Below are 21,078 nucleotides of genomic sequence, written 5' to 3'. Positions count from 1 at the left end.
TCCGGCTCACGCTTCCAGGCTCAGCAGCGAGGGCTCGCTGGCCGCCCTGGCCGCCTGGTTCTGACCCTCGGCACGGGCGATATAGCCTTTCGACTTCTCGACTTCGTCGGACAGGGTCTCGACCGTCTGCTTCATGCTGGCGAGAGCCTTGACCTTGAACTCGTCGACCTCGTCCATCGTGTCGTAGATGTTCTGGAAGGCGCGCTGCAGCGTCTCCAGCGGGATCGTGCTCGAGGCCGCCTGCTCGTGGATCTTGCCGGTCTGCTCGCGCAGCAGGTTGCCCGTCGAATCGATGATGTCGGCGGTGGTCTGGTTGAGCGCGGTGACCTGCTGCAGCACGAGCCGCTGGTTGGTCATCGCCTGGGCTACGGTCACGGCAGTGCGCAGCGCGCCGACCGTGGTCGTGCTCGCGCGATCGACGCCTTTCACCAGCTCGACGTTGTTCTTCTTCACCAGGTCCAGCGCCAGGTAGCCCTGCACGCTGACCGCCATCTGGGTGTAGAGATCCTGCGTCCGTTGGCGCACGTAGAACAGCGCGCTTTCGCGGATCGCCTTGGCTTTTGCCGGATCGGTCGCGTCGAGATCGGCCGCCGTGTCCTCCAGCTTCTGGTCGAGCGTCTTGGCGATGTGGATCATCTGCTCCAGATTGCCCATCGCCTCCCACAGCTTCTGCCGCTCCACGTCGATCGCGGCGTTGTCCATCAGCAGCTCGTCCTTGCCGCTGGCGAGGCGCGCGAGGATCGCCTGGATGTGGCCCTGGGCCGAAGTGTAGCTGTCGAAGTACCGCTTCAGCCGGTTGCCAAACGGGATGATGCCGAGCAGCTTGCGGCCGGAGGAGAGCTTGCCCTGACGGCCGGGGTCGAGCTCTTCCACCGTGCGGCGCAGCTCGGCCAGGTTGGTGCCGACTCCGGATTCCTGGTCCATTGCCCGCACGGGCCGGTCGAGGAAGCGGTTCGACATCTGCGCGGCCGCCGCGATTTCCTTGCGGCCCATGTTGGTGATCTGATCGACCTTCTTGCCGAAGTCAGGCGAGTTGGCGTCTAGCGCCACGAGTTCGCTGACGAAGCCATCGACCTTCTCGTCCAGCTTGGAGCGCTTCTCCTCATCCACCGGCACCAGCCCCGCAGCCTTCTCCGGCGCTACGTGGGGCACGGGATCGGGCGGGGTGAGGTTCAGATCCGTCGCGCTCTTGGTCGTCGTGGGTGCGGTTTCGGCCATGCTCTCGGTAACTCCCGTAGGACTTCCACTGTATTAGTGGCGCAAGACACGTGTTTCAAGCGCCGCAGTATGACTGCAGCGGTTCCAGGGACAAAGCGCTTTTGCATAGGGGCGCCAGCGGTTAAGCCATGGACCAGCAGGAGACGATCGATGGAAGCCGAAATCCTCGTCCTGGCGCTCGCCGCGGTTCTGCTGGTGGCGCACATCCAGCTCGCAATCCGCTTCAAGACGAAGCAGTACGGGCTCGGCTGGAACATGGGCGCGCGCGACGGCGAGATGCCGCCGCCGGACCCGGTGGTCGGCAGGCTCGAACGGGCGCGCGACAACTTCCTCGAGACCCTGCCCATCGCGATCATCGCGCTGTTCGGCGTCGTGCTGACTGGCAAGGCGAGCGAGTTGACGGCGGCTTGCGCGTGGATCTGGCTCGCCGGCCGGGCGATCTACCTGCCGCTCTACTGGTCGGGCGTAAAGGGCTGGCGGAGCCTGGCGTGGGCTATCGCCACGGTGGCGATACTTGTCGTGCTGGCGATCCTGATCTTCGGCTAAGCCGCCAGCTTGAACGGCTCGATCTCACCCGAAAGGTAGAGCTTCTTGGCCTTCGCCCGCGACAGCTTGCCCGAGCTGGTGCGCGGCAGCGTGCGCGGCGGGACCAGCTCGACCAGGCAATTCATGCCGGTGATCGAGCGGACCTTTTCCCGGATCTGATTGTGCAGCCGCAGCCGCTCTTCCGGATCGGACACGCGGCAATGGACCAGCACCGCGGGCACTTCCTCGCCGTTCTCGGTTTCGACCGAGAAGGCGGCGATGTCGCCCTGGTGGAACCCGGGTAGCTGCTCCACGGCCCACTCGATATCCTGCGGCCAGTGGTTCTTGCCGTTGATGATGATCATGTCCTTCGCCCGGCCGACGATGAACAGGTATCCCTCGGCCATGTAGCCCATGTCGCCGGTGTCGAGCCACCCGTCGACCAGGCAGGCGGCGGTCGCCTCCGGGTCGCGGTAGTAGGAATGCATCACGCTCGGCCCCTTGCACCAGACTTTGCCGATGATGTGGTCGCCGCGCCGGTGGCCGTCTTCGCCGCGGATCTCGACTTCCATGTCGAGCACCGGCTTGCCGCAATTGACGATGGCGCGGTAACGGGCCGGGCGGCTGAGATCGCGCGGGCTGCCGGAAAGGCGCTCTTCCTCCACCAGTTCCACGCGAATGCCTTCGCCCGGGGGCATCAGGGTGACCGCCAGCGTCGCTTCGGCCAGGCCGTAGCTCGGCAGGAACGCGCTGGCCTTGAAGCCGGCGTCGGCGAAGGCGTTGACGAAGTTCTGCATCACGTCGGGGCGGATCATGTCGGCGCCGTTGCCGGCAAGCCGCCAGCGCGACAGGTCGAAGCGTTCGCCTACGGGCGACTGGCTGGAGATGCGGCGCGCGCAAATGTCGTAGCCGAACGTCGGCGAGTAGGAGAGGGTCGTCCCCTCGTTGCGGCTGATCAGGTCCAGCCATGCGAGCGGGCGGCGCGCGAAGTCCTCGGTCTTGAGGTAGTCGGTCGAGACCTGGTTGGCGATCGGCGAGAGCAGGCAGCCGACCAGGCCCATGTCATGGTACCACGGCAGCCAGGAGACACAGCGGTCGGTCTCCACCAGCTCCATGCCGATGCCGTGCCCGCGCAAGTTGTTGAGCAGCGCGCGGTGCGTCACGGCGACCCCGTGCGGAAAACGCGTCGAGCCGGAGGAATACTGCAGGTAGCAAATGTCGTCTGGATCGGGGGAGGGCAGCGCGGCGCCGTCATCCGGCAGCGCTGCGAAATCCTCGAAGCTCAGGCCTTCGCAGCCCTGGCGCGCGGCGGCAGCGCCGGACATTTCCGCGATCTCGCTTGGAAACAGCAGCATGAGCGGCTCCGAGCTCTGCAACTGCACCGAAAGCTGGTCGATATAGCTGTCCTTGCCGCCGAAGCTGGTCGGCAAGGGCAGCGGGACCGGCTGCGCGCCGGCGTAGATCGCGCCGCAGAACAGCGCGGCGAACTCAGGGCAGGTCTGCGCCACAAGAGCGATCCGCTCCCCGGGCTTCACGCCTGCGCCGACGAACCGGCGCGCCATGGCCAGCGCATCCTCGCGCAGCTCGGCAAAGGGATAGGCGCGGACCAGCTGGCCGCGCGGATCGTGAAAGTTCAGCCCGCGCGCACCTTGCGCGGCATAATCCAGCGCCTCGCCGAAAGTGGCGAAGTCGGAAAAGCGGCGCGGTAGCGCGCAGCGGTTCGGCGTCGGCTTGGAGGCGGCGTCGTGTTCCATACGGTCGTGCGTATTACCCGTCTGTTCTGTCATAGCCGGCGCTTGAGCGGCGGCGGGTGAATGGGGCCTTTAGAGCGAAATCCTCCCCCTGCTCCCACATACGGCCTTTCCCCATCTTGCCGGACTGTGGCACGAATAAGGCCGATGATTGACGATAGCCCCTCCGGCAAGCAGCGCAAGAGGCCTGCAAAGCCGCTTGATTCCGTGCGTTTAGGGGAATTGGCGCTGTCTTACGTGGCTCGGTTTTCCACCAGTGCGGCGAAGCTGGAGCGCTATCTGCTGCGCAAGATACGCGAGCGGGGCTGGGAAGGCGAGGGCGAACCGCCGATTTCATCGCTCGTGCACAGGTACGTCGAGTTGGGGTATATCGACGACGAGGTGTTCGCCCGCGCGAAGACGGGCGGCCTGATGCGGCGCGGCTATGGCGCGCGCCGCGTGCACCAGGCGCTCGGCGAGGCGGGTATCGACGAAAGCTTGCGCGAGAAGGTCCGCCCCGGCGAACTGGCCGCGCGCCAGGCTCTCCTGGTCCTGGCCCGCCGGCGGCGCTTCGGCCCGTTCGCGGCCGGGCCGATCGACAAGGCCTTACGGGAAAAGCAGATCGCGGCCATGCTGCGGGCCGGCCATTCGCTCGACAGCGTGCGCGAAATGGTCGATGCAAAGAGCCCCGCCGAGGCGGAGCGATGGGTCGCCGAGGCGGCGGACGAGATGGAGCAGTGAGCCTATGCGCTGGCCGACGATGATCCTGGGTGCCTTTTTCGCGGCTTCGATCGCCTGCTGCGCGCCGCAGGCGGCAGAGCCCGTTCCGGCGGCCGAGAGCCCATCGGCCGCGGTCCACCCTGTGTCCGGCCTCGAGGTAATCCCGCTCACGATCAGCCAGGACGGCAAGGAGCACCGCTTCCGGGTCGAAGTGGCGAAGACCGATGCGGAGCAGGGCAGGGGACTGATGTTCCGCACGGAGATGGGGCCCGACGAAGGGATGCTGTTTCCCACCGAGCGGCCGCAGGCCCGCAGCTTCTGGATGAAGAACACCGTGATCCCGCTGGACCTGATATTCGTCGGCCCCGACGGGCGGATCACCAATATCGCCGCCAATGCCGTGCCTTATACGCTCGAGCCGATCCCGTCCTCCGGGCCGGCCATCGCCGTGCTTGAACTGAACGGCGGCCGCGCGGCCGAACTGGGCATCAGGCCGGGCGCGCGCGTCACCTGGTGATCGCGCGCTTGCCACCGGCGGGCGGAAACGGCTCAGGGCTGTAGTCAGGACTGGCAACGGCCGTGACGGAGCGGAGTTTGGCGCAGGGCAAGGAGCGAGGAGGGAGCGATGGTTTCCCTTCGTGACCGACGAGCGACGCCGCCGTGCGCCAAACTCCGCCCGCCGCTTCGCGGTCGCCCTCAGGAGCCCGCTGGACGTCGTCGCTTGCTTGCGCGTAGCGGATGCTACGCGTCTGCGCGGCGCTCCTTGCCAGCGGGCTCCTGAGGGCGATCACGACCATTGCCAGTCCTGACTACAGGCCTTATCGGCGCGGCATGGGAATCCTCTCCAAGATCTTCACCTGGTGGGACGGCGCCACGGTCGGCACTTCGCTGTTCAGCGCTCTCAACGGCGAGCACGTCGGCACCGACGGGCTGGGCAACCAGTACTTCCGCGCGAAGAAGGGGGGCCGCGGCACGGCCGAGGGCTTGGAGCGCCGCTGGGTCATCTACAACGGCGCCAACGACGCCAGCCGCGTTCCGGCCGAATGGCATGGCTGGCTGCATCACACTTACGACGAACTGCCCGAGAGCCATCTGCCGCCGCCGAAGATCTGGGAAACGGACTACACGCCCAACGCCACCGGCACCGCCGGGGCATACCGCCCGCAAGGCGCGCTCGAGCGCGGCGGCAAGCGAGCCGGGGCCACGGGCGACTACGAAGCCTGGACGCCGGACGCCTGACGATGCGCGCTGCCGCGCTTCTGCCGTTCCTGGTGGCGCTGTCCGCCTGCGAGAACGAGGCGCCCGAGCCGCAGCCGGTCGAGACCGAGGTTCCGGAGGACTTGGCCCGCAGCGTTCCGCCCGCGGTCGCTGCCGAGGATTCCATCGGCACTCCGATGGCGGAACGGGTGGCCACGCTCGGCCTGCTCAACAAGCGCAACAATATCTCGCAGGACCTGGAGATGAAGCCGGGGGAGACGCGCCGGATCGGCAACGTCATCGTCCGGCTGTCGGCGTGCGAGAAGACCGCGCCTTGGGAGACCGTTCCTGAGGAAGGCGCCTTCGTTCAGGTCCTGGTGCAGGAACGCGCCGCGGCCAACAGGGCAGCCGAATGGCGGCGCGTGTTCTCGGGCTGGCTGTTCAAGAACTCGCCCAGCCTAAACGTCGTCGAGCACCCGATCTACGACGTGTGGGTCAAGAGCTGCGAGATGAGCTTCCCGGGCGAGGAGTCGCCGGTTGCGGAAAGCAGCGCGAACCCTTCGGGCAGCGGCAATGCGCCGGCCCGCACCAGGGCGCCGGCCGCGGCACCTTCGCCGGCGGCAGCTCCGGCCCTTGCGCCAGCCCCTGCTCCGGCCGCCGCGCCCGAAGCAGGCGAGGACGCCTGAGCGCGCGCCAGCAGCGCGCAATATTCCTCCTGGCTGATCTCGACCGCGCCGAGCGAGGCGAGGTGCCCAGTCATGAACTGGCAGTCGAGCAGGCTCATCCCCGCGCGCTTCATGGCCGCGACCAGCCAAGCCAGCGCCACCTTGGAAGCGTTGTCGGCCCGGCTGAACATGCTTTCGCCGCAGAACACCCCGTCGAAGCCGACGCCGTAGAGGCCGCCGGCCAGCTGCTCCCCGTCCCACACCTCGATCGAATGGGCGAAGCCCGCCAGGTGAAGCCGCCGGTAACTGGCTTCGATCCGGCGGCTGATCCAGGTTTCGGGATGGTCCGGCCGCGGCTGGGCGCATGCGGCGATCACCGCGCCGAAATCGGCGTTGCAGGTCACCCGGAAGCGCTCCTGCCGCAGCAGCTTGGCCAGCGACCGCGAGCAGCGGAATCCTTGCAGCGGCAGGATCGCCCGCCGGCGGGGCTCGACATAGAAAATCTCGCCGTCGTCACGCCCGTCGGCCATCGGGAAAATCCCGCTGCGGTAAGCCAGCAGCAGCGTTTCCGGCTGGATGATCGGTTCGGTAGGGCTGTGCATGACGGGTGCATGCAGTATATTCCCGCCACCACTGCCTTGCCAAGCGCGCATGCTGCGCCTAGAGGCGCGCACGACCCGCAGGAGTGTAGCTCAGTTGGTAGAGCATCGGTCTCCAAAACCGAGGGCCGTGGGTTCGAGTCCCTCCACTCCTGCCAGTCTTTTCCCCGACACCGCCGCCGCCGTTGCTGGCGCTGCTGCCCCACCGGCGGCAGAACGCCCCCTGGGGGGCGATAGGGTATGGCGGCGGGCGCATTGAATTTCATCCGCGAAGCGCGCTGGCTCGATGCAGGCCGGGTGCGGGGCTATGCCGTGCTGCTGGCCATCGCCAGCGCCGGTCTGCTGATCGCGTCCTGGCTCGAGGCCATGGGCCCGGAGGGGAGCGACTTCCTGGCCTTCTGGGGCTCGGCACGGGCCGTTCTGGAAGGGGTGCCTTCGGCTGCCTACGACCTGCAGTGGCAGGAACGGGTGCAGACCGGGGCGGGGCCCACCGGCTGGTTCGCGTTCGTCAATCCGCCGCCATTCCTGTTCCTGACGGCGCCGTTCGGCGCGTTGCCCTTCCCACTGGCCTGGATCGCCTGGGTGGCGGTGACATATGGGGCCTGGGCCTGGGCGTCCGTTCGTGCCTTTCCCCGGCTCTGGCCGCTGGCGATCGTCTTCCCCGGGGCGCTGATCGCCGCCGGCCACGCACAGAACGGCTTCGTGACCGGCGCTCTGCTGGTCGGCGGCGTGGCCCTGCTCGACCGCCGTCCGATGCTGGCCGGCGCCCTGCTCGGCGCGCTGATCGTGAAGCCGCATCTCGCCCTGCTGGTGCCGTTCTGGCTCGCCGCCGGTGGCCGGTGGCGCGCGTTCGCTTCCGCCAGCGCGAGCGCGGCAGGGCTGCTGGCGCTGAGCTGGCTGGTGTTCGGCACCGCGACTATGCTCGCCTACACCGATAGCTGGGACGCCAGCGCGGCCATCATGCGCGAGGCCGATGCCGATTTCCTGCTGCGGATGAGCACGCTGTACGCCCAGCTCAGGATCCATGCAGGGCAGGTCTTCGCAAACGGTGCGGCGCTGGTGCTCGCCCTGGCGATGATCGGCTTGGTCATGGCCAGCTGGAAGCGCTTCGGGCAGAACGGCATGGCGACAGGCTCGGTGATGCTCGCAGCCACCGCGCTCGCATCGCCTTATCTGTTCAACTACGACCTGCCGTTCCTGATCCTGCCGATCCTGTGGCTGGTGCGCGAAGGGCTGCGGCACGGCTTCCGCCCGTGGGAGAAGGCGCTACTGGTGGCGCTGTGGTTCGCGCCCTATGCCACACGCGCAGTGGCGCTGCCGTTGGGTCTGAACCTGATGCCGCTGGCAGCCGGGGTGCTGCTCTGGCTGCTCTGGACGCGCGCTCCGGTCCGATCGGGCGCTCAGCAGAAATAAACCCGAAAGGCGGGAACCCGGCGGATTTCCTCGCCTCGGCTCTCGCGCCGGCATTGGCGCTTGCCACTTTGCGACGAGTTGCGCGCTCCAGCCGGAACCGCATCGGCGAACCGTTCATTGTTCGCGACGACGGGATTTGGTTCGAGGAGCAGCTAATGTCGAGCTTGAGCTTTCGCAGCAGCCGCCCTGATGGCTGGATCCAACCCCGGCCGCATCAGGACGCATCGTTACGCTACATGAAGCACGGGCCGATCCAGCCGATGGAAGAGCCCGGCCTGCTGGCGCGCTTGTTCGGCTGGCACTGACGGAAGCTGCGTTTCGAAGAGCCGGTCAGTATTCGACCGGCTCTTCCGGAGTTTCCTTCTTGTGGTCTTTGCCCGCGGTGCGATCGCCGCGCGATAGCTTGAACACAACACCCGAAAGCAGCGCCAGGGCCAGCAGGTTCGGCAGCGCCATCGCGGCGTTGGAGATGTCGCCCAGCCGCCAGACGAGCTGCGAGGGCTGCGTCGCCCCCACGTAGATGGCGATGCACCAGATCACCCGCCAGACCATGTGGAGCACCTTCTCTCCACCGCGCGTCGACCCAGGGATGCGGTCGTAGAGGAAGGTGATCGCCCGTTCGCCATAGTAGGACCACGTGAGCAGGGTGGTGAACACGAACAGGATCAGCGCGACGCTGGCGATCAGAGTGCCGATCGGAACGCTGGCGATCTCGTAAGGGAACGCCGCTGCGAAGGCGCCGGACGTGGTCACGAACCCGGACATCGCCGTGGTGCCGAGGTCAGACTGCCAGACGTGCTCGACCGCGCGCCCGTTGTGAGTGAAATCCCCTTGCACAGTGAGGATGACGAGAGCGGTCATCGAGCAGATCACGATCGTGTCGATGAAAGTGCCCATCATCGCCATGCGGCCCTGTTGTTCGGGATCGTCGGTCTGGGCCACGGCATGGGCGATCGGGGTGGAGCCTTGGCCGGCTTCGTTGGAGAACAGGCCGCGCGCCACGCCGGCGCGGATCGCCATGATGATCGCCGCTCCGGCGAAGCCGCCGGTCGCGCTCTGAGTGTTGAAGGCACCGGCGAAGATGCGGCCGAAGGTTTCCGGAAGGTCGCCGAAGTTGAGGATCAGGGCGATGATCGCCATCACCACGTAGGCGGCGGCCATGAACGGCACGACCGCCTCGGCCACGCGGCCGATCGACTTGATGCCGCCGATGATCACCACGAACACGGCGAGCGCCACGATGAGCCCGCCCAGCCAGCGCTCGAAACCGAACAGCTCGTTGAGGCCGCTGGCCACTTCGTTCGACTGGATCGAGTTGCCGGTCACCAGGGCGGAGAACAGCGTGCCGAGGCAGAAGACGACCGCCAGCCAGGTCCACTTCGGGCCGAGGCCGAGCATGATGTAGCTCATCGGGCCGCCGCGGTAGACGCCGTCGGAGGTCTTCTCGCGGTAGCGGATCGCCAGGCTGCCTTCGGCGAAGGCCAGCGCCATCCCGAACAAGGCGGTGATCCACATCCAGAACACCGCGCCCGGCCCTCCGAGGGCGATGGCAGTGGCCACGCCGGCCAGGTTACCGGTGCCGACCTGGCCCGAGAGGGCGGTCGAGAGTGCGGCGAACGGCGAGATCTCGCCGGCGCCGGATCCTTTACGACCGGCGAACAGGCCGCGGAACGCGCTGATCAGCTTGACGATCGGGTAGAAGCGCAGCCCGATCATCATCCACAGGCCGACGCCGAGCAGGACGATCGTCATCGGCGGGAAGGGGACCACTTCGGCGCCCTCCCACTGCCCGGCCCAGATGAAGTCCGAGACGTTGGAGACGGGCTGAACCCATGCTTCCCCTGCTGCCATGTGCGCTTTTCCCTCTGGCGTACCCTCTAGGCGCGCACGCTAGCGACGGAGGATCGCCTGCGCCAGCAGGAAAGTCTCATCCGCAATCATCCGCAGTCTTCCGCTTCTGCGCCCCCCGGAACCGCGGACTTGCCAATGCGCGGAGGCGTCGCTACATCGCCACCGACTTCCGACATCGGAGCCAGCCAGCCCCTCCCGGACCTAGACCGGGGCGGCGATGGTCCTATGGCGAAAGGCGTTCGTCAGATTTTACGCGAGGCTCAACAACGATGGCCAAGACCAGCCCGGGCGAGTTCTTCCGCCAGATCCGCGCCGAAGGGTCGAAAGTGGTGTGGCCCACGCGCAAGGAAACCGTCACAACGGCGATCTTCGTCGCCATACTGATGACCATCCTCGCGCTGTTCTTCCTCGGCATCGATTCTATGTTCGGCGCCGCGGTGCGCTGGCTTCTGACTCTCGCCTGAGCCCGCTCCAACGAGACACAGGGAAAGCTAATCACATGGCCCGCTGGTACATCATCCACGCCTATTCCGGCTTCGAGAACAAGGTTCGCGATTCGATCATCGCCGAGGCCGAACGGCTGGGCCTGTCGGAAGCTGTCGAGGCGGTAGAAGTGCCGACCGAGACCGTGACCGAGGTGAAGCGCGGCAAGAAGGTCCAGGTCGAGCGCAAGTTCATGCCGGGCTACGTGCTGGCCAAGCTGACCCTCACCGACGACGTCTACCACCTCGTCAAGAACACCCCGAAGGTGACCGGCTTCCTCGGTTCCGGCGCCAAGCCGCAGCCGATCTCCGAGCGCGAAGCCGCGCGCTACTTCGGCGGTGTCGAGGAAGCCAAGCTCGCCCCCAAGCGCGAGATCCACGTCGAGTACGAGATCGGCGACAGCGTCAAGGTGCTCGACGGACCCTTCGCCAGCTTCAACGGCGTGGTCGAGGAACTCGATTTCGACAAGAGCAAGGTCAAGGTCAGCGTCTCCATCTTCGGCCGCGCGACGCCGGTGGAGCTCGACTTCGAACAGGTCGAGCTGGCGAAGTAACGGCCTAGGCCGTGTTACGGCCCCGAGCCGCCATCCTGACGAAGGTCAGGATCCATCGTGCCTCCTGTATCGACGGCGCAGATTGAGAAATGGGCCCTGAAACAAGTTCAGGGTGACGAAAAAAGAGTCGGAACGGTCATCCCGCCTCACCCGTCATGCTGAACTCGCTTCAGCATCCATCGTGCCGACAGCGCCTTCGGATGAGGGGGCTGAGCGAACCGGTCCCCATCGCTCAAGTGGGTGACGGGTCACGTTCGAGTTGATTTCCGGTGGCCCTTCGACTAGGGGCGCCGCTTCCCGAAGCCTCGCGGCCGCGGGACCCGTGCGGGAGGATCGCCCCAGAGAGTTTTGGGGCAATCCGCTTGAACCGCTTACCATGAGCCCCTGGCTTGCCGGGGCGACAGTGAGAAAGGAGGCCAGCAATGGCCAAGAAAATCGAAGGCTACATCAAGCTGCAGGTGCCGGCAGGCGCTGCAAACCCCTCGCCGCCGATCGGTCCGGCGCTGGGTCAGCGCGGCGTGAACATCATGGAATTCTGCAAGGCGTTCAATGCCGCCACGCAGGAGATGGAAAAGGCGATGCCGATTCCGACCATCATCACCGTCTACGCGGATCGCAGCTTCACGTTCGTCACCAAGACTCCCCCGGCCAGCTTCCTGATCAAGAAGGCCGCCGGCCTCAAGTCGGGCTCCAAGGAGCCGGGCAAGGTTTCCGCCGGCACGATCGCCCGGTCCAAGCTGACCGAGATCGCCGAAATGAAGATGAAGGATCTGAACGCCAACGACATCGAAGCGGCGACCAAGATCATCGAAGGCTCCGCTCGCGCGATGGGCCTCGAAGTGGTGGAGGGCTGATTCGATGGCTAAGCTGAGCAAGAAGCAGAAGATGCTGGCCGAGAAGTTCGACAGCGAAAAGCTGTACGGCTTCGACGAGGCGCTCGCCGCTCTCAAGGAAGTCGCCAGCAAGAAGTTCGACGAGACCGTCGAAGTCGCGCTGAACCTGGGCGTCGATCCGCGCCACGCCGACCAGATGGTCCGCGGCATGGTCTCGCTCCCGGCCGGTACCGGCAAGGAAATGCGCGTTGCCGTGTTCGCCAAGGGCGACAAGGCTGACGAAGCCCTGAAGGCGGGCGCCGACAAGGTCGGTGCCGAGGACCTGATGGAAGACATGCAGGCCGGCAACCTCAACTACGACCGCGTCATCGCGACCCCGGACATGATGGGTGTCGTCGGCCGTCTCGGTAAGGTGCTGGGTCCGAAGGGCCTGATGCCGAACCCGAAGCTGGGCACGGTCACGCCGAACGTCGCGCAGGCGGTCAAGGACGCCAAGGGCGGCCAGGTCGAGTTCCGCGTCGAGAAGCAGGGCATCATCCACTCCGGCATCGGCAAGATCTCGTTCACCGACGACCAGCTGAAGCAGAACTTCAGCGCGTTCGTCGACGCAATCGTGAAGGCGCGGCCGAGCGGCGCGAAGGGCAAGTACGTCCGCAAGGTCTCGCTGACCTCGACGATGGGCCCGGGCCTGAAGATCGACACCGCGGAGGTCGAAGGCGCCTAAGCCTTAGACTCCGGGAGATCACCAGAAGGGGGTCGGGAGGGGAACCTTCCCGGCCCCTTTCGTATCTATTAGCGACGGCTCCGCAACGAAAGGCCGCTTCATGCGCCAGCGCCTCTATCCGCTCGAAGACCTGGAAGACATTCCCGGCACCACCGTGTTCACCGCCGCGCGCTCGCGCCAGGCCTATCACCTGCACAAGTTCTGCATGTCCCTGATGGACAAGGACAACCGCAACGCCTTCAAGGCGGACGAGCGCGCTTATCTCGACCGCTTCCGGATGAGCGACGAGCAGAAGCAGGCCGTGCTCGACCGCGACTTCAACCGGCTGATCGAGCTTGGCGGGAACATCTACTTCCTGGTCAAGCTGTCGAACACCGACGGGTGGAGCGCGCAGCGCGCGGTCGGCTCGATGACCGACATGACGCCGGACGAATACGCGGCGATGATGCGCGCGGGCGGGCGTCCGCCTGCGGGGCTGCGCTCGATAAGGGACAAGAACTAAATGGCTCGCGTAACGGCGGGAATCGCCACCAGCCACGTGCCGGCGATCGGCGCGGCGATCGATCTCGGCAAGACCCAGGAGGAATACTGGGCGCCGGTGTTCGCCGGCTACGAATGGGCCAAGGAATGGATCAAGGGCGAGATGCCCGACGTGGTGATCCTGGTCTACAACGATCACGCCTCGGCCATGATGCTGGACATCGTGCCGACGTTCGCGCTCGGCTTCGCCGAAGAGTTCGAGCCGGCCGACGAAGGCTGGGGCGCGCGCCCGGTGCCGACGGTGTACGGTCACACCGAGCTCGCCGCGCACCTCGCCGAGCAGCTGGTGATCGACGAATTCGACCTCACGATCATGAACCACATGGACGTCGACCACGGCCTGACCGTGCCGTTGTCGTTGCTGTTCGGACAGCCCGAGCAGTGGCCGGTGCGCGTGATCCCGCTGGCGATCAACGTCACCCAGTTCCCAACGCCCTCGGCGGACCGCTGCTGGCAGCTCGGCGCCGCGATCCGCGATGCCGTCGCCGCCTTCCCGGAAGACCTGAAAGTGCAGGTCTGGGGTACCGGCGGGATGAGCCACCAGCTCCAGGGGCCGCGCGCCGGACTGATCAATCCGGAGTTCGACGTCTCCTTCCTCGACAAGCTGACCGACCAGACCGACGAGCTCCGCAAGATCACGCGGCTCGACTTCCTGCGCGAGGCCGGATCCGAGGGGATCGAGCTGATCATGTGGCTGGTCATGCGCGCGGCGCTCGGCGAAAAGGTCGAGGAACTGCACCGCTTCTACCACGTGCCCGCCTCGAATACGGCAGTCGGGCACATCGTTCTGAAGCCGCGGGACTAAGTTTCGCGCGAGCCTGCGGAAAGGAACGGGCCATTCGGGCGTTGGTGCCTCAAAGGAGGTATCGACTTATGGAATCCTTGTGGCTGTTCGCCGTCGTTGCCGGCCCGCTCCTGCTGATCGGCGTCATCATCTACGCATTTCGCCGCAACAAGGGCGGCTCCGCCGCCAACGTTGCCCGGGCGGAACGCGGCGCACGCGAGGTGCGCGACGAGATCGCTCGCGAAGAGGAGCAGGAGGGGACGCGCTGAGCCGATCCCCGAGACGTTGCACTCGCGTCCTTCGACAGGCTCAGGACGAACGGATCTTTGTACTTCCCCACCTCCGTTCGTGGTGAGCTTGTCGAACCACGCTGGCGCTTCGCTCTCGTCCTTCGAAAGGCTCAGGACGAACGGATCATTGTACCTCCCCACCTCCGTTCGTGGTGAGCTTGTCGAACCACGTTGGCGCGGCGCGGCCGTCCTTCGACAGGTTCAGGACGAACGGGTCTGGTTAGAGCGCCTGGTTGGGCCATCCTGAGCGCATGCCGTAGGGGCATTCCGTCATCAGCGCCTCGATGCGGGTGATGAGGCCGTTCTCGATGCGGAAAGCCTCGGCGATCATCCAGCTGAAGGGGCGGTCGACGGCGGAGCGGATCGGCGTTCCGTCGGCCAGGTCGTATTCCCGCACGGTGCCCGAATGGTCGAAGAAGGCCAGGCTGAAAACCATTCCCCGCGATGGGTCGATCACCGGGAAGCGGCGATCGCGGATGCGGTCGACGAACCGGAAGTAGCCGGTTTCGAACTGCTGCTTGGCCGAGAGCGCGCGGAAGGCTTCGGCATAAGGCGTCTTGCCCGCTGACGGGTCGGGCGGCACGTTCGTAGTGCGAAAGCCGTTCTCGACCCGCACGCAAGCGTCGGCGAACGGGTACGTGCCCTGGCCGTCGTTCCGCTCCAGCCCGGCGAAATAGAGGTCGGCGATCGCCGCCAGCTCGGCCCGGCCCATTCGCTCCGACGGGTGGATCTCCTTCAGCCATTCCGAGTCCGGTCCGCCGCTCTTGTCGAGCGCATCGGGCCCGTCGCCGAACGCGCCGGCGCCGCCGAACAGGGCAGGGCGGGCGACGACGGCTTCGATCTCTTCGGCCCGGCCCAGTGGCGCGCTCACCCGCAGCGCCGCGATCGAGCGGGATGTCCCCTCGGTCAAGGTAACGAAGCAGGCCGCCTGGCCGCTCTCTTCGTCCAGCATGGTGTGGCAATAAGGCCCGAGCTTGTCCGCCGTGGACCAGAGGCCTTCGCCAACGGGAAGTTCCTGCCCGTTCTCGGTATAGCGGGCGCGGCCCAGAACGGCGGCAGCCTCGCCGTTGCCGGCCAGGTCGAGCACTTCGTCGAGCGCTGCTTGTAGACGTCCGCGGTTCGCCATCAGATCCCTCCCGGTGTGAAGTCGTACCCGGCCGTGCCGAGCGCGTCGCAAAGCGTGTCGACACAGCTGCGCAAGTCTTCCGCGTCGGTCGAGCGGATCACGAAGTTGGCGCCGACCCTCCCTTCGCGGAAGAACGGATAGCTGCCGATCTGGCAGTCCTCGTGTGCCTTCTCAACCTCGCGCAGGATGTCGGCCACCTCGCTTTCGGCGACCCAGCAGCCGACCGTTTCCGTCAGCAGCCGCGCGCCGCCTTCGAGCGTTCCGGTGAGCGCGTCGAGCATCTGCGCGGCGATGTGCGGCACGCCCGCCATCACGTGGACGTTGCCGATCTTGATGCCCGGCGCTCCGGACATGCGGTTGGGGATCAGCTCCGCGCCATCAGGCACGCGGGCCATGCGCAGGCGCGCTTCGTTGAGGCCGCCGCGGCTGGCGTAGTAATCCTCCAGGATGCGCCGCGCTTCGGGGTGCACGACGACAGGCCGGCCGAGCGCCGCCGCCACGGCATCGACGGTGATGTCGTCATGCGTCGGGCCGATGCCGCCGGTGGTGAAGAGATAGTCGTGCGCCGTCCGCAGCGCGTTCACCGCCTCGACGATGCGCGCTTCGATGTCCGGCACCACGCGCACTTCCATCAGGCGAATGCCCTGGACCTGCAGCCAGCGCGCGACCTGGGCAATGTTGCGATCTTCCGTCCGGCCGGAGAGGATCTCGTCGCCGATCACGACCAGGGCCGCGGTCCAGATGCGTTCGGATGCCAATGTCACGCCGCCTCCGTGGCCGCCGCAGAACGCCCACGGTGGCACACGGGACAAGCCATGTCACCGGTGTTGGATGGCCGTGACACGTTTGCTTCGGCCCGCGTGGCGCGGTCAGGCGTTCGGCGCGCCGATCATCGTGCGATCGGGGAGCTGATCCCAGTCGATCTTCGAATCCGCATGGGCCCCGCCGCGCAGCTGCTCGGCGGCCGCCTGGACGGTGTTCGCCAGCAGGCAGGAGATGGTCATCGGACCGACGCCGCCTGGCACCGGGGTGACCGCGCGGGCGTGCTGGACTTCCTCGAACGCGACGTCGCCGACCAGTTCGGTCTTGCCGTCCTCGCCCTTGATGCGGGTGATGCCGACGTCGATGATCACGGCGCCCGGCTTGACCCAGTAGCCCTTGACCAGGCGCGGAGCGCCGGCGGCGGCGATAATCACGTCGGCCTTGCGGCAGACGTCGGGCAGGTTCTTGGTTTCGATGTGGGTGACGGTGACGGTCGCCTCCCGCTCCAGCATCAGCATGGCGATCGGCTTGCCGACGATGTTGGACTTGCCGATCACCACCACGTCAAGCCCGGTCAGGTCGTCATAGACGGTGTCGAGCAGCTTCGTGACGCCCAGCGGGGTGCAGGGCACGATGCCGCCGGTGCCGGTGGACAGGCGGCCGACATTGACCGGGTGGAAGCCGTCGACGTCCTTCTCCGGATCGATCGCGCCGAGGATGACGCCGGTATCGATGTGGGCTGGCAGCGGCACCTGGACGAGGATGCCGTGGACTTCCGGATCGGCGTTGAGCCGGGCGATCAGGGTCAGCAGAGCGTCCTGCGTCGTGTTCACAGGTAGGCGGTGCTCGAAGCTGCGCAGGCCGACTTCCTTGCACTTCTTGATCTTGCGGCCGACGTAGACCTCGCTGGCGGGATCCTCGCCCACCAGGACCACGGCAAGGCCGGGGCGCGGGGCGCCGGCTGCGACCATTGCATCGATGGCTGCCTTGGTTTCCTGGTCGAGATTGCGGGCGACCACGCGCCCGTCGATGATGTCCGCCATCGGTCCTTGTATCCTTCCGGTCACGACCGGCGCCTGCCGCTCGTGGTGATCTGGTGAGGTCACGCCCCTGCCCGCCCGTTCGTCCCTCTGCAAGCTCGGGACGAACGGGGCCGGTGCGTTCCGATCAGTGCTTCGCGTCGTGGGCGTTGATCCACTCGGCGGAGGCCTTCAGCGCGCCGAACGGGTAGAAGTGCAGGCGCACGCGGCCGTGCTTTTCGGTCAGGCCGTTCTCGAGCGAGTTCACCAGCTTGTCTGGGCCGGCGCTGCCGATAAGGTTGGTGATCGAGACGCCGTACTTCTTCATCACGCTGGCCGAAGCGCCCACGCCGCAGCGCTTGGCGAAACCGAGCAGGCGCTTGATGCCGGCCGGGCCGGGGACGCCGAGACGCACCGGCACGTCGATGCCACGCTCACGCATTTCGGCGATCCATTCGATGATCGCGTCGTCGTCGAAGGCGAACTGGGTGACGACCAGCGGGACCATGCCATGGGCGCGGACAGCGGCGAGCTTGCGCTCCATCCAATCCCACAGCTCTTCCTTGGTATTGTTCGGGTGGCCTTCCGGGTGGCCGCCGACGCCGACGATCTCGATGCCGTGCTTCTCCAGCAGGCCGCTCTCGATGATCTGCAGCGAGTTCTCGTAGGGGCCTTCCGCCTGGGGCGGATCGCCGGCGATGATGAAGACGCGCTTCACGCCGGCCTTGGTGGTGATGTCGCGCAGGTAGTTGTCGAGCTGCTCTTCCGACTGCAGGCGGCGGGCGGAAAGGTGGACGATCGGTTCGAAGCCGAGCTCGCGCACCAGCACCGCTGCCTCGACCCGCTGCTCGATTTCCTCGCCGGGGAGGAAGGTCACCGCGATCTGCGTGTTCGGGCGGATCAGCGGCGCGGCCTCACGCAGCCCGTCGAGTTCCTTGGCGGTCATTTCCAGCGAATAGCCGTCGACCATGTTGCTGCGCGGCTGCTCCCAGTTCGGGTGGATCGCGGCGTACGACATCGGGGTGAATCTCCTCTCTCGGCGGGCGGCTCTTAGGCCCGTGGAACCATTGCGAAAAGTCCCTAGCGCAAGCCCGTTTATTCGTATAGACGAAAATTTCATACCTGCGAATTCATGGGAGAGGCGATTCAGTCGCCATGTTGCTGTTCCTGCCCGGTCTGGCGTGCGACGCACGCATCTATCAGCCGCAACTCGCGGCCTTCCCCGATTCGCGGGCGGTGAACGGCTATGGAACCGCCGACACCCTGCAGGAAATGGCGCGGATCGCGCTTGACCAGGCACCCGAAACTTTCGACCTGCTGGGCCATTCGATGGGCGGGCGAGTCGCGCTGGAAGTCTACCGTGCAGCGCCCGAACGCGTCCGCCGGCTGGCCCTTGTGTCGACCGGCATCCATCCGCTGCGCCCCGGCGAGCCGGAGAAGCGGCGCGAGCTGCAGGCCATCGGCTGGGAGAACGGGTTCGAGGCGCTGATCGACGAATGGCTGCCGCCGATGGTGGCGGAGGCCAACCGCTCGGACCCCGCGATCTACCCGCCGCTGCGGCAGATGAGCATAGAAGCCGGGCAGGCCGTGTTCGATGCGCAGATCCACGCGCTGCTGGGGCGGCCCGAAGTCGACAGCCTGCTGCCGCGGATTGCCTGCCCCACGCTGGTCATGACCGGCGAGCGCGACACCTGGGCCGGGCCCGAGCAGCACCGGCAGATCGCCGCGGCCCTGCCGAATTCGGAACTCGTGATCGTTCCGGGCGCTGGACACATGATCCAGATCGAAGCGCCCGATGCGGTCAACACCGCCATCGCCCGCTGGCTCGAACGGCCAGCGTGAGATCAAACCCACCGTCAACCACCTCTATTCAATCGGAGAGGCTTAACCAATGAGTGAACAGAACCTTCAGCAGAAGCTGGACTCGGCTGGCGACGTCGTCGAGCTCCTGCGCAACCAGCAGGTCGGCCCGAACGTCTATCCCGGCGTGCCGTCGGAATATTCCAACTGGCGCAACGAACAGAAGGCATGGGCCGACAGCGCCGTGCTGTTCAACCAGAGCTACCACATGGTCGAGCTCTACGTGCGCGGTCCGGATGCGTTCAAGCTGCTCGAGTATACCGCGATCAACAGCTTCAAGAACTTCACCGTCAACAAGGCGAAGCAGTACGTTCCGGTGACCCCGGACGGCTACGTCATCGGCGACGTGATCCTGTTCTACCTGGCCGAGAACGAGTTCAGCCTGGTCGGCCGCGCGCCCGCGATCGAGTGGGTCGAATTCCACGCCCAGTACACCAAGCCGGACGGCGGCAAGTGGGACGTGACCGTGGAGCGTGACGAGCGCACCGCGCTGCGCACCGACGGCAAGCGCAAGAACTATCGCTTCCAGCTCCAGGGCCCGAACGCGATGAAGATCCTCGAGAAGGCGATGGGACAGACCCCGCCGGACCTCAAGTTCTTCAACATGGCGCATGTCGACATCAACGGTAAGGACGTGATCGCCCTTCGCCACGGCATGGCCGGCCAGCCTGGCTACGAGCTGTTCGGCCCGTGGGCGGACTACGAAGCCGTGCACTCCGCGCTGGTCGAAGCCGGCAAGGACCACGGTCTGACGCTCGTCGGCGGCCGCGCCTATTCGTCGAACACGCTGGAATCCGGCTGGCTGCCTTCGCCGCTGCCCGCCACCTACACCGGCGACAGCCAGATGATGAAGGACTTCCGCGCCTGGGCCGGTGCCGACTCCTATGCTGGCAAGTGCTCGATCGGCGGCAGCTACGTTCCCGACAGCATCGAAGGCTACTACCTCACGCCGTGGGACATCGGTTACGGCCACATCGTCAAGTTCGACCATGACTTCGTCGGCCGCGAGGCTCTCGAGCGCATGGCGAACGAGACCCACAAGACCAAGGTCACGCTGGCTCTCGACAACGAAGACGTTCTGCGCGTCATGAGCTCGATGTTCGCCAAGGGCGGCCGCGCCAAGTACTTCGAGTTCCCGAGCGCGGTGTACTCGATGCACCCGTTCGACGAGGTCAAGGTCGACGGCAAGGTGATCGGTGTTTCCACCTGGATCGGCTACAGCTCCAACGAAGGCCGCATGCTTTCGCTGGCGATGATCGACCCGGCCTATGTCGAAATGGGCAAGGAAGTGACGCTGGTCTGGGGCGAGCCGAACGGCGGCACCAGCAAGCCGACCGTCGAGCCGCACGAGCAGGTCGAGATCAAGGCGATCGTCTCGCCGGTTCCGTACTCGGAAACCGCGCGCGATTCCTACGCCGACTCGTGGCGTGCGAAGGGCGTCGGCGTTTCGACCGTCGCTGCCTAAAGGCATCGCGCTTTCCGCCACCCGGCGGCAGCCACAAGAGAGGGCGGCTCCTTCGCGGGAGCCGCCCTTTCTTTTTGTGCGCTTTCCTTTCGCACCGTCCGGTTTTCCGCTAAGTCCGGCGAATGGTCGCCCGCATCCTGCTCATCCTCGCCCTGCTCCTCCCCTTTCCCGCCGCAGCGCAAGCGCCCGCCGGCAAGACGCTGGAGGGATCGTGGGCGATGGAAGTCGGCGGCGCGGCGATCTTCCGCTTCGACATCGCGCCTGCCGCAAAGAAAGGCGAATGGCGCGGCACCTGGAACCGCCCCTCCTCGCTGGCCAGCGACGGCAACCGCTTCGCCAAGCTCAAGGGACCGCCCGAACAGGTGAAGTCGATGGCCGGCATCGAGGTCGAGGACCAGGTCGAGCTCAGCTTCAACGACCCGCGGCCCGGCGCCATCCCCGACATTTTCCGATTCCGTCTGCTGACCCCGGACACGGCGGAACTGGTCTACGTCGGCACCGACCTGGCGCCCTACACCCTCAAGCGCGTCGCGCCTGGCGCCCGGATCGGGCCATGGGACGAGAGCAAAGTCTATGCCCGCCCGGTCCCAGCCAAAGCGCCCCCGGCAGCCGCACCCGCCGAAACCTTCAACCTGCCACCCGGGCGGTAGAGCTTTCGCCCCTCCTCTTCAGAGGAGGGGAAGCGAGACTTGGTGAGCCGCAGGCGAACCTAGTCGCAGCG

24 protein-coding genes, 1 tRNA gene and 1 pseudogene are annotated in these 21,078 nt (G+C 66.4%); 18 read left to right on the top strand and 8 right to left on the bottom strand.

The window, feature by feature from the left end; all coding sequences use genetic code 11:
- Positions 1 to 6: 6 nt before the first annotated feature.
- On the bottom strand, positions 7 to 1,218 hold the full coding sequence (locus GRI75_RS11110; protein ID WP_160747052.1) for a toxic anion resistance protein: 1,212 nt from the start codon (positions 1,216 to 1,218) through the stop codon (positions 7 to 9).
- Between the two features lie 150 nt (positions 1,219 to 1,368).
- On the opposite strand from GRI75_RS11110, the gene GRI75_RS11105 reads away from it, so the two are divergent.
- On the top strand, positions 1,369 to 1,764 hold the full coding sequence (locus tag GRI75_RS11105) for an MAPEG family protein (protein WP_160747051.1): 396 nt from the start codon (positions 1,369 to 1,371) through the stop codon (positions 1,762 to 1,764).
- On the opposite strand, the gene GRI75_RS11100 is transcribed toward GRI75_RS11105, so the two are convergent.
- Complete coding sequence (locus GRI75_RS11100; protein ID WP_202389729.1) at positions 1,761 to 3,497, bottom strand: fatty acyl-AMP ligase; 1,737 nt, start codon at positions 3,495 to 3,497, stop codon at positions 1,761 to 1,763. The two genes, GRI75_RS11105 and GRI75_RS11100, sit on opposite strands and share 4 nt — an antisense overlap.
- A gap of 234 nt (positions 3,498 to 3,731) precedes the next feature.
- Between GRI75_RS11100 and GRI75_RS11095 the strand changes: the two genes are divergently transcribed.
- The 4 genes and pseudogenes from GRI75_RS11095 to GRI75_RS14770 all read left to right on the top strand — a co-directional run.
- Positions 3,732 to 4,214, top strand: coding sequence for a regulatory protein RecX (locus GRI75_RS11095; protein WP_328597974.1), 483 nt, complete (start codon positions 3,732 to 3,734; stop codon positions 4,212 to 4,214).
- Between the two features lie 4 nt (positions 4,215 to 4,218).
- Positions 4,219 to 4,710, top strand: a complete 492-nt coding sequence (locus tag GRI75_RS11090) for a DUF192 domain-containing protein (RefSeq protein WP_235911475.1) — start codon at positions 4,219 to 4,221, stop codon at positions 4,708 to 4,710.
- A 314-nt stretch (positions 4,711 to 5,024) separates the two neighbouring features.
- Positions 5,025 to 5,432 (top strand): NADH:ubiquinone oxidoreductase subunit NDUFA12, encoded by a 408-nt coding sequence (locus tag GRI75_RS11085; protein ID WP_160747048.1) that lies wholly within the window; start codon positions 5,025 to 5,027, stop codon positions 5,430 to 5,432.
- Positions 5,433 to 5,434: 2 nt separating this feature from the next.
- Positions 5,435 to 5,836: pseudogene (locus GRI75_RS14770) on the top strand (DUF2155 domain-containing protein); the annotation flags it as partial.
- A 35-nt stretch (positions 5,837 to 5,871) separates the two neighbouring features.
- Here the strand turns inward: GRI75_RS14770 and aat are convergent.
- The gene (aat, locus tag GRI75_RS11075; protein ID WP_202389716.1) at positions 5,872 to 6,657 is read right to left on the bottom strand and encodes a leucyl/phenylalanyl-tRNA--protein transferase; all 786 of its coding nucleotides are present in this window, start codon (positions 6,655 to 6,657) and stop codon (positions 5,872 to 5,874) included.
- Between the two features lie 79 nt (positions 6,658 to 6,736).
- Here aat and GRI75_RS11070 point away from each other — a divergent pair.
- From GRI75_RS11070 to GRI75_RS14455, 3 genes are all read left to right on the top strand, one after another.
- Positions 6,737 to 6,812, top strand: a tRNA-Trp gene (locus tag GRI75_RS11070).
- A gap of 97 nt (positions 6,813 to 6,909) precedes the next feature.
- Complete coding sequence (locus GRI75_RS11065; RefSeq protein WP_160747047.1) at positions 6,910 to 8,067, top strand: glycosyltransferase family 87 protein; 1,158 nt, start codon at positions 6,910 to 6,912, stop codon at positions 8,065 to 8,067.
- A gap of 53 nt (positions 8,068 to 8,120) precedes the next feature.
- Positions 8,121 to 8,372, top strand: a complete 252-nt coding sequence (locus GRI75_RS14455) for a hypothetical protein (RefSeq protein ID WP_202389733.1) — start codon at positions 8,121 to 8,123, stop codon at positions 8,370 to 8,372.
- 25 nt (positions 8,373 to 8,397) lie between these two features.
- Here GRI75_RS14455 and GRI75_RS11060 read toward each other — a convergent pair whose 3' ends face one another.
- Positions 8,398 to 9,918: an alanine/glycine:cation symporter family protein gene (locus GRI75_RS11060; RefSeq protein ID WP_160747046.1), complete on the bottom strand. Its 1,521-nt coding sequence runs from the start codon at positions 9,916 to 9,918 to the stop codon at positions 8,398 to 8,400.
- Positions 9,919 to 10,187: 269 nt separating this feature from the next.
- Here GRI75_RS11060 and secE point away from each other — a divergent pair, with 269 nt between their 5' ends.
- The 7 genes from secE to GRI75_RS11025 all read left to right on the top strand — a co-directional run bounded on the left by secE (position 10,188) and on the right by GRI75_RS11025 (position 14,104).
- Positions 10,188 to 10,382, top strand: a complete 195-nt coding sequence (gene secE / locus GRI75_RS11055) for a preprotein translocase subunit SecE (protein WP_160747045.1) — start codon at positions 10,188 to 10,190, stop codon at positions 10,380 to 10,382.
- A 35-nt stretch (positions 10,383 to 10,417) separates the two neighbouring features.
- The gene (gene nusG / locus GRI75_RS11050) at positions 10,418 to 10,954 is read left to right on the top strand and encodes a transcription termination/antitermination protein NusG (protein ID WP_160747044.1); all 537 of its coding nucleotides are present in this window, start codon (positions 10,418 to 10,420) and stop codon (positions 10,952 to 10,954) included.
- Between the two features lie 422 nt (positions 10,955 to 11,376).
- On the top strand, positions 11,377 to 11,808 hold the full coding sequence (gene rplK / locus GRI75_RS11045; RefSeq protein ID WP_160747043.1) for a 50S ribosomal protein L11: 432 nt from the start codon (positions 11,377 to 11,379) through the stop codon (positions 11,806 to 11,808).
- A gap of 4 nt (positions 11,809 to 11,812) precedes the next feature.
- Complete coding sequence (gene rplA, locus GRI75_RS11040) at positions 11,813 to 12,511, top strand: 50S ribosomal protein L1 (protein ID WP_160747042.1); 699 nt, start codon at positions 11,813 to 11,815, stop codon at positions 12,509 to 12,511.
- Between the two features lie 100 nt (positions 12,512 to 12,611).
- Positions 12,612 to 13,013, top strand: a complete 402-nt coding sequence (gene ligA, locus GRI75_RS11035) for a protocatechuate 4,5-dioxygenase subunit alpha (RefSeq protein WP_160747041.1) — start codon at positions 12,612 to 12,614, stop codon at positions 13,011 to 13,013.
- The gene (locus GRI75_RS11030; protein ID WP_160747040.1) at positions 13,014 to 13,856 is read left to right on the top strand and encodes a class III extradiol dioxygenase subunit beta; all 843 of its coding nucleotides are present in this window, start codon (positions 13,014 to 13,016) and stop codon (positions 13,854 to 13,856) included. It abuts the gene before it with no gap.
- A 68-nt stretch (positions 13,857 to 13,924) separates the two neighbouring features.
- Entirely contained in the window at positions 13,925 to 14,104 is a 180-nt protein-coding gene (locus GRI75_RS11025; protein ID WP_160747039.1) for a hypothetical protein, read from the top strand.
- Positions 14,105 to 14,345: 241 nt separating this feature from the next.
- Here the strand turns inward: GRI75_RS11025 and GRI75_RS11020 are convergent, their stop codons facing one another.
- The 4 genes from GRI75_RS11020 to GRI75_RS11005 form a co-directional block, all read right to left on the bottom strand.
- Positions 14,346 to 15,251, bottom strand: a complete 906-nt coding sequence (locus GRI75_RS11020; protein WP_160747038.1) for a hypothetical protein — start codon at positions 15,249 to 15,251, stop codon at positions 14,346 to 14,348.
- A complete protein-coding gene (locus GRI75_RS11015) occupies positions 15,251 to 16,015 on the bottom strand; it encodes a competence/damage-inducible protein A (protein ID WP_160747037.1) in 765 nt (254 codons plus the stop codon). Before GRI75_RS11015 ends, GRI75_RS11020 begins: the two co-directional genes overlap by 1 nt.
- A 105-nt stretch (positions 16,016 to 16,120) precedes the next feature.
- Positions 16,121 to 17,056, bottom strand: a complete 936-nt coding sequence (gene folD, locus GRI75_RS11010; RefSeq protein WP_160747036.1) for a bifunctional methylenetetrahydrofolate dehydrogenase/methenyltetrahydrofolate cyclohydrolase FolD — start codon at positions 17,054 to 17,056, stop codon at positions 16,121 to 16,123.
- A 124-nt stretch (positions 17,057 to 17,180) separates the two neighbouring features.
- Positions 17,181 to 18,050, bottom strand: a complete 870-nt coding sequence (locus tag GRI75_RS11005; RefSeq protein WP_160747035.1) for a methylenetetrahydrofolate reductase — start codon at positions 18,048 to 18,050, stop codon at positions 17,181 to 17,183.
- 95 nt (positions 18,051 to 18,145) lie between these two features.
- Here GRI75_RS11005 and GRI75_RS11000 point away from each other — a divergent pair, with 95 nt between their 5' ends.
- The 3 genes from GRI75_RS11000 (at position 18,146) to GRI75_RS10990 (ending at position 21,007) form a co-directional block, all read left to right on the top strand.
- On the top strand, positions 18,146 to 18,874 hold the full coding sequence (locus GRI75_RS11000; RefSeq protein WP_407925144.1) for an alpha/beta fold hydrolase: 729 nt from the start codon (positions 18,146 to 18,148) through the stop codon (positions 18,872 to 18,874).
- Between the two features lie 49 nt (positions 18,875 to 18,923).
- Complete coding sequence (desA, locus tag GRI75_RS10995) at positions 18,924 to 20,357, top strand: syringate O-demethylase (protein WP_160747033.1); 1,434 nt, start codon at positions 18,924 to 18,926, stop codon at positions 20,355 to 20,357.
- Positions 20,358 to 20,479: 122 nt separating this feature from the next.
- On the top strand, positions 20,480 to 21,007 hold the full coding sequence (locus GRI75_RS10990; RefSeq protein WP_160747032.1) for a hypothetical protein: 528 nt from the start codon (positions 20,480 to 20,482) through the stop codon (positions 21,005 to 21,007).
- Positions 21,008 to 21,078 lie beyond the last annotated feature (71 nt).

The sequence above is a fragment of the Croceibacterium soli genome (assembly GCF_009828065.1).
GTDB lineage: Bacteria > Pseudomonadota > Alphaproteobacteria > Sphingomonadales > Sphingomonadaceae > Croceibacterium_B > Croceibacterium_B soli.
Note: the sequence above shows the minus strand (reverse complement) of the source record. Positions and strands in the feature narration are given on the sequence as shown.

Coding starts and splice junctions, on each gene's coding strand:
- folD (WP_160747036.1), bottom strand. CDS start 17,056: ATGGCGGACATCATCGACGGGCGCGTGGTCGCCCGCAATCTCGACCAG.
- rplA (WP_160747042.1), top strand. CDS start 11,813: ATGGCTAAGCTGAGCAAGAAGCAGAAGATGCTGGCCGAGAAGTTCGAC.
- GRI75_RS11105 (WP_160747051.1), top strand. CDS start 1,369: ATGGAAGCCGAAATCCTCGTCCTGGCGCTCGCCGCGGTTCTGCTGGTG.
- GRI75_RS11005 (WP_160747035.1), bottom strand. CDS start 18,050: ATGTCGTACGCCGCGATCCACCCGAACTGGGAGCAGCCGCGCAGCAAC.
- GRI75_RS11030 (WP_160747040.1), top strand. CDS start 13,014: ATGGCTCGCGTAACGGCGGGAATCGCCACCAGCCACGTGCCGGCGATC.
- secE (WP_160747045.1), top strand. CDS start 10,188: ATGGCCAAGACCAGCCCGGGCGAGTTCTTCCGCCAGATCCGCGCCGAA.
- desA (WP_160747033.1), top strand. CDS start 18,924: ATGAGTGAACAGAACCTTCAGCAGAAGCTGGACTCGGCTGGCGACGTC.
- GRI75_RS11110 (WP_160747052.1), bottom strand. CDS start 1,218: ATGGCCGAAACCGCACCCACGACGACCAAGAGCGCGACGGATCTGAAC.
- GRI75_RS11060 (WP_160747046.1), bottom strand. CDS start 9,918: ATGGCAGCAGGGGAAGCATGGGTTCAGCCCGTCTCCAACGTCTCGGAC.
- GRI75_RS11020 (WP_160747038.1), bottom strand. CDS start 15,251: ATGGCGAACCGCGGACGTCTACAAGCAGCGCTCGACGAAGTGCTCGAC.
- GRI75_RS11100 (WP_202389729.1), bottom strand. CDS start 3,497: ATGGAACACGACGCCGCCTCCAAGCCGACGCCGAACCGCTGCGCGCTA.
- GRI75_RS11085 (WP_160747048.1), top strand. CDS start 5,025: ATGGGAATCCTCTCCAAGATCTTCACCTGGTGGGACGGCGCCACGGTC.
- ligA (WP_160747041.1), top strand. CDS start 12,612: ATGCGCCAGCGCCTCTATCCGCTCGAAGACCTGGAAGACATTCCCGGC.
- GRI75_RS11025 (WP_160747039.1), top strand. CDS start 13,925: ATGGAATCCTTGTGGCTGTTCGCCGTCGTTGCCGGCCCGCTCCTGCTG.
- GRI75_RS10990 (WP_160747032.1), top strand. CDS start 20,480: ATGGTCGCCCGCATCCTGCTCATCCTCGCCCTGCTCCTCCCCTTTCCC.
- nusG (WP_160747044.1), top strand. CDS start 10,418: ATGGCCCGCTGGTACATCATCCACGCCTATTCCGGCTTCGAGAACAAG.
- aat (WP_202389716.1), bottom strand. CDS start 6,657: ATGCACAGCCCTACCGAACCGATCATCCAGCCGGAAACGCTGCTGCTG.
- GRI75_RS11090 (WP_235911475.1), top strand. CDS start 4,219: ATGCGCTGGCCGACGATGATCCTGGGTGCCTTTTTCGCGGCTTCGATC.
- rplK (WP_160747043.1), top strand. CDS start 11,377: ATGGCCAAGAAAATCGAAGGCTACATCAAGCTGCAGGTGCCGGCAGGC.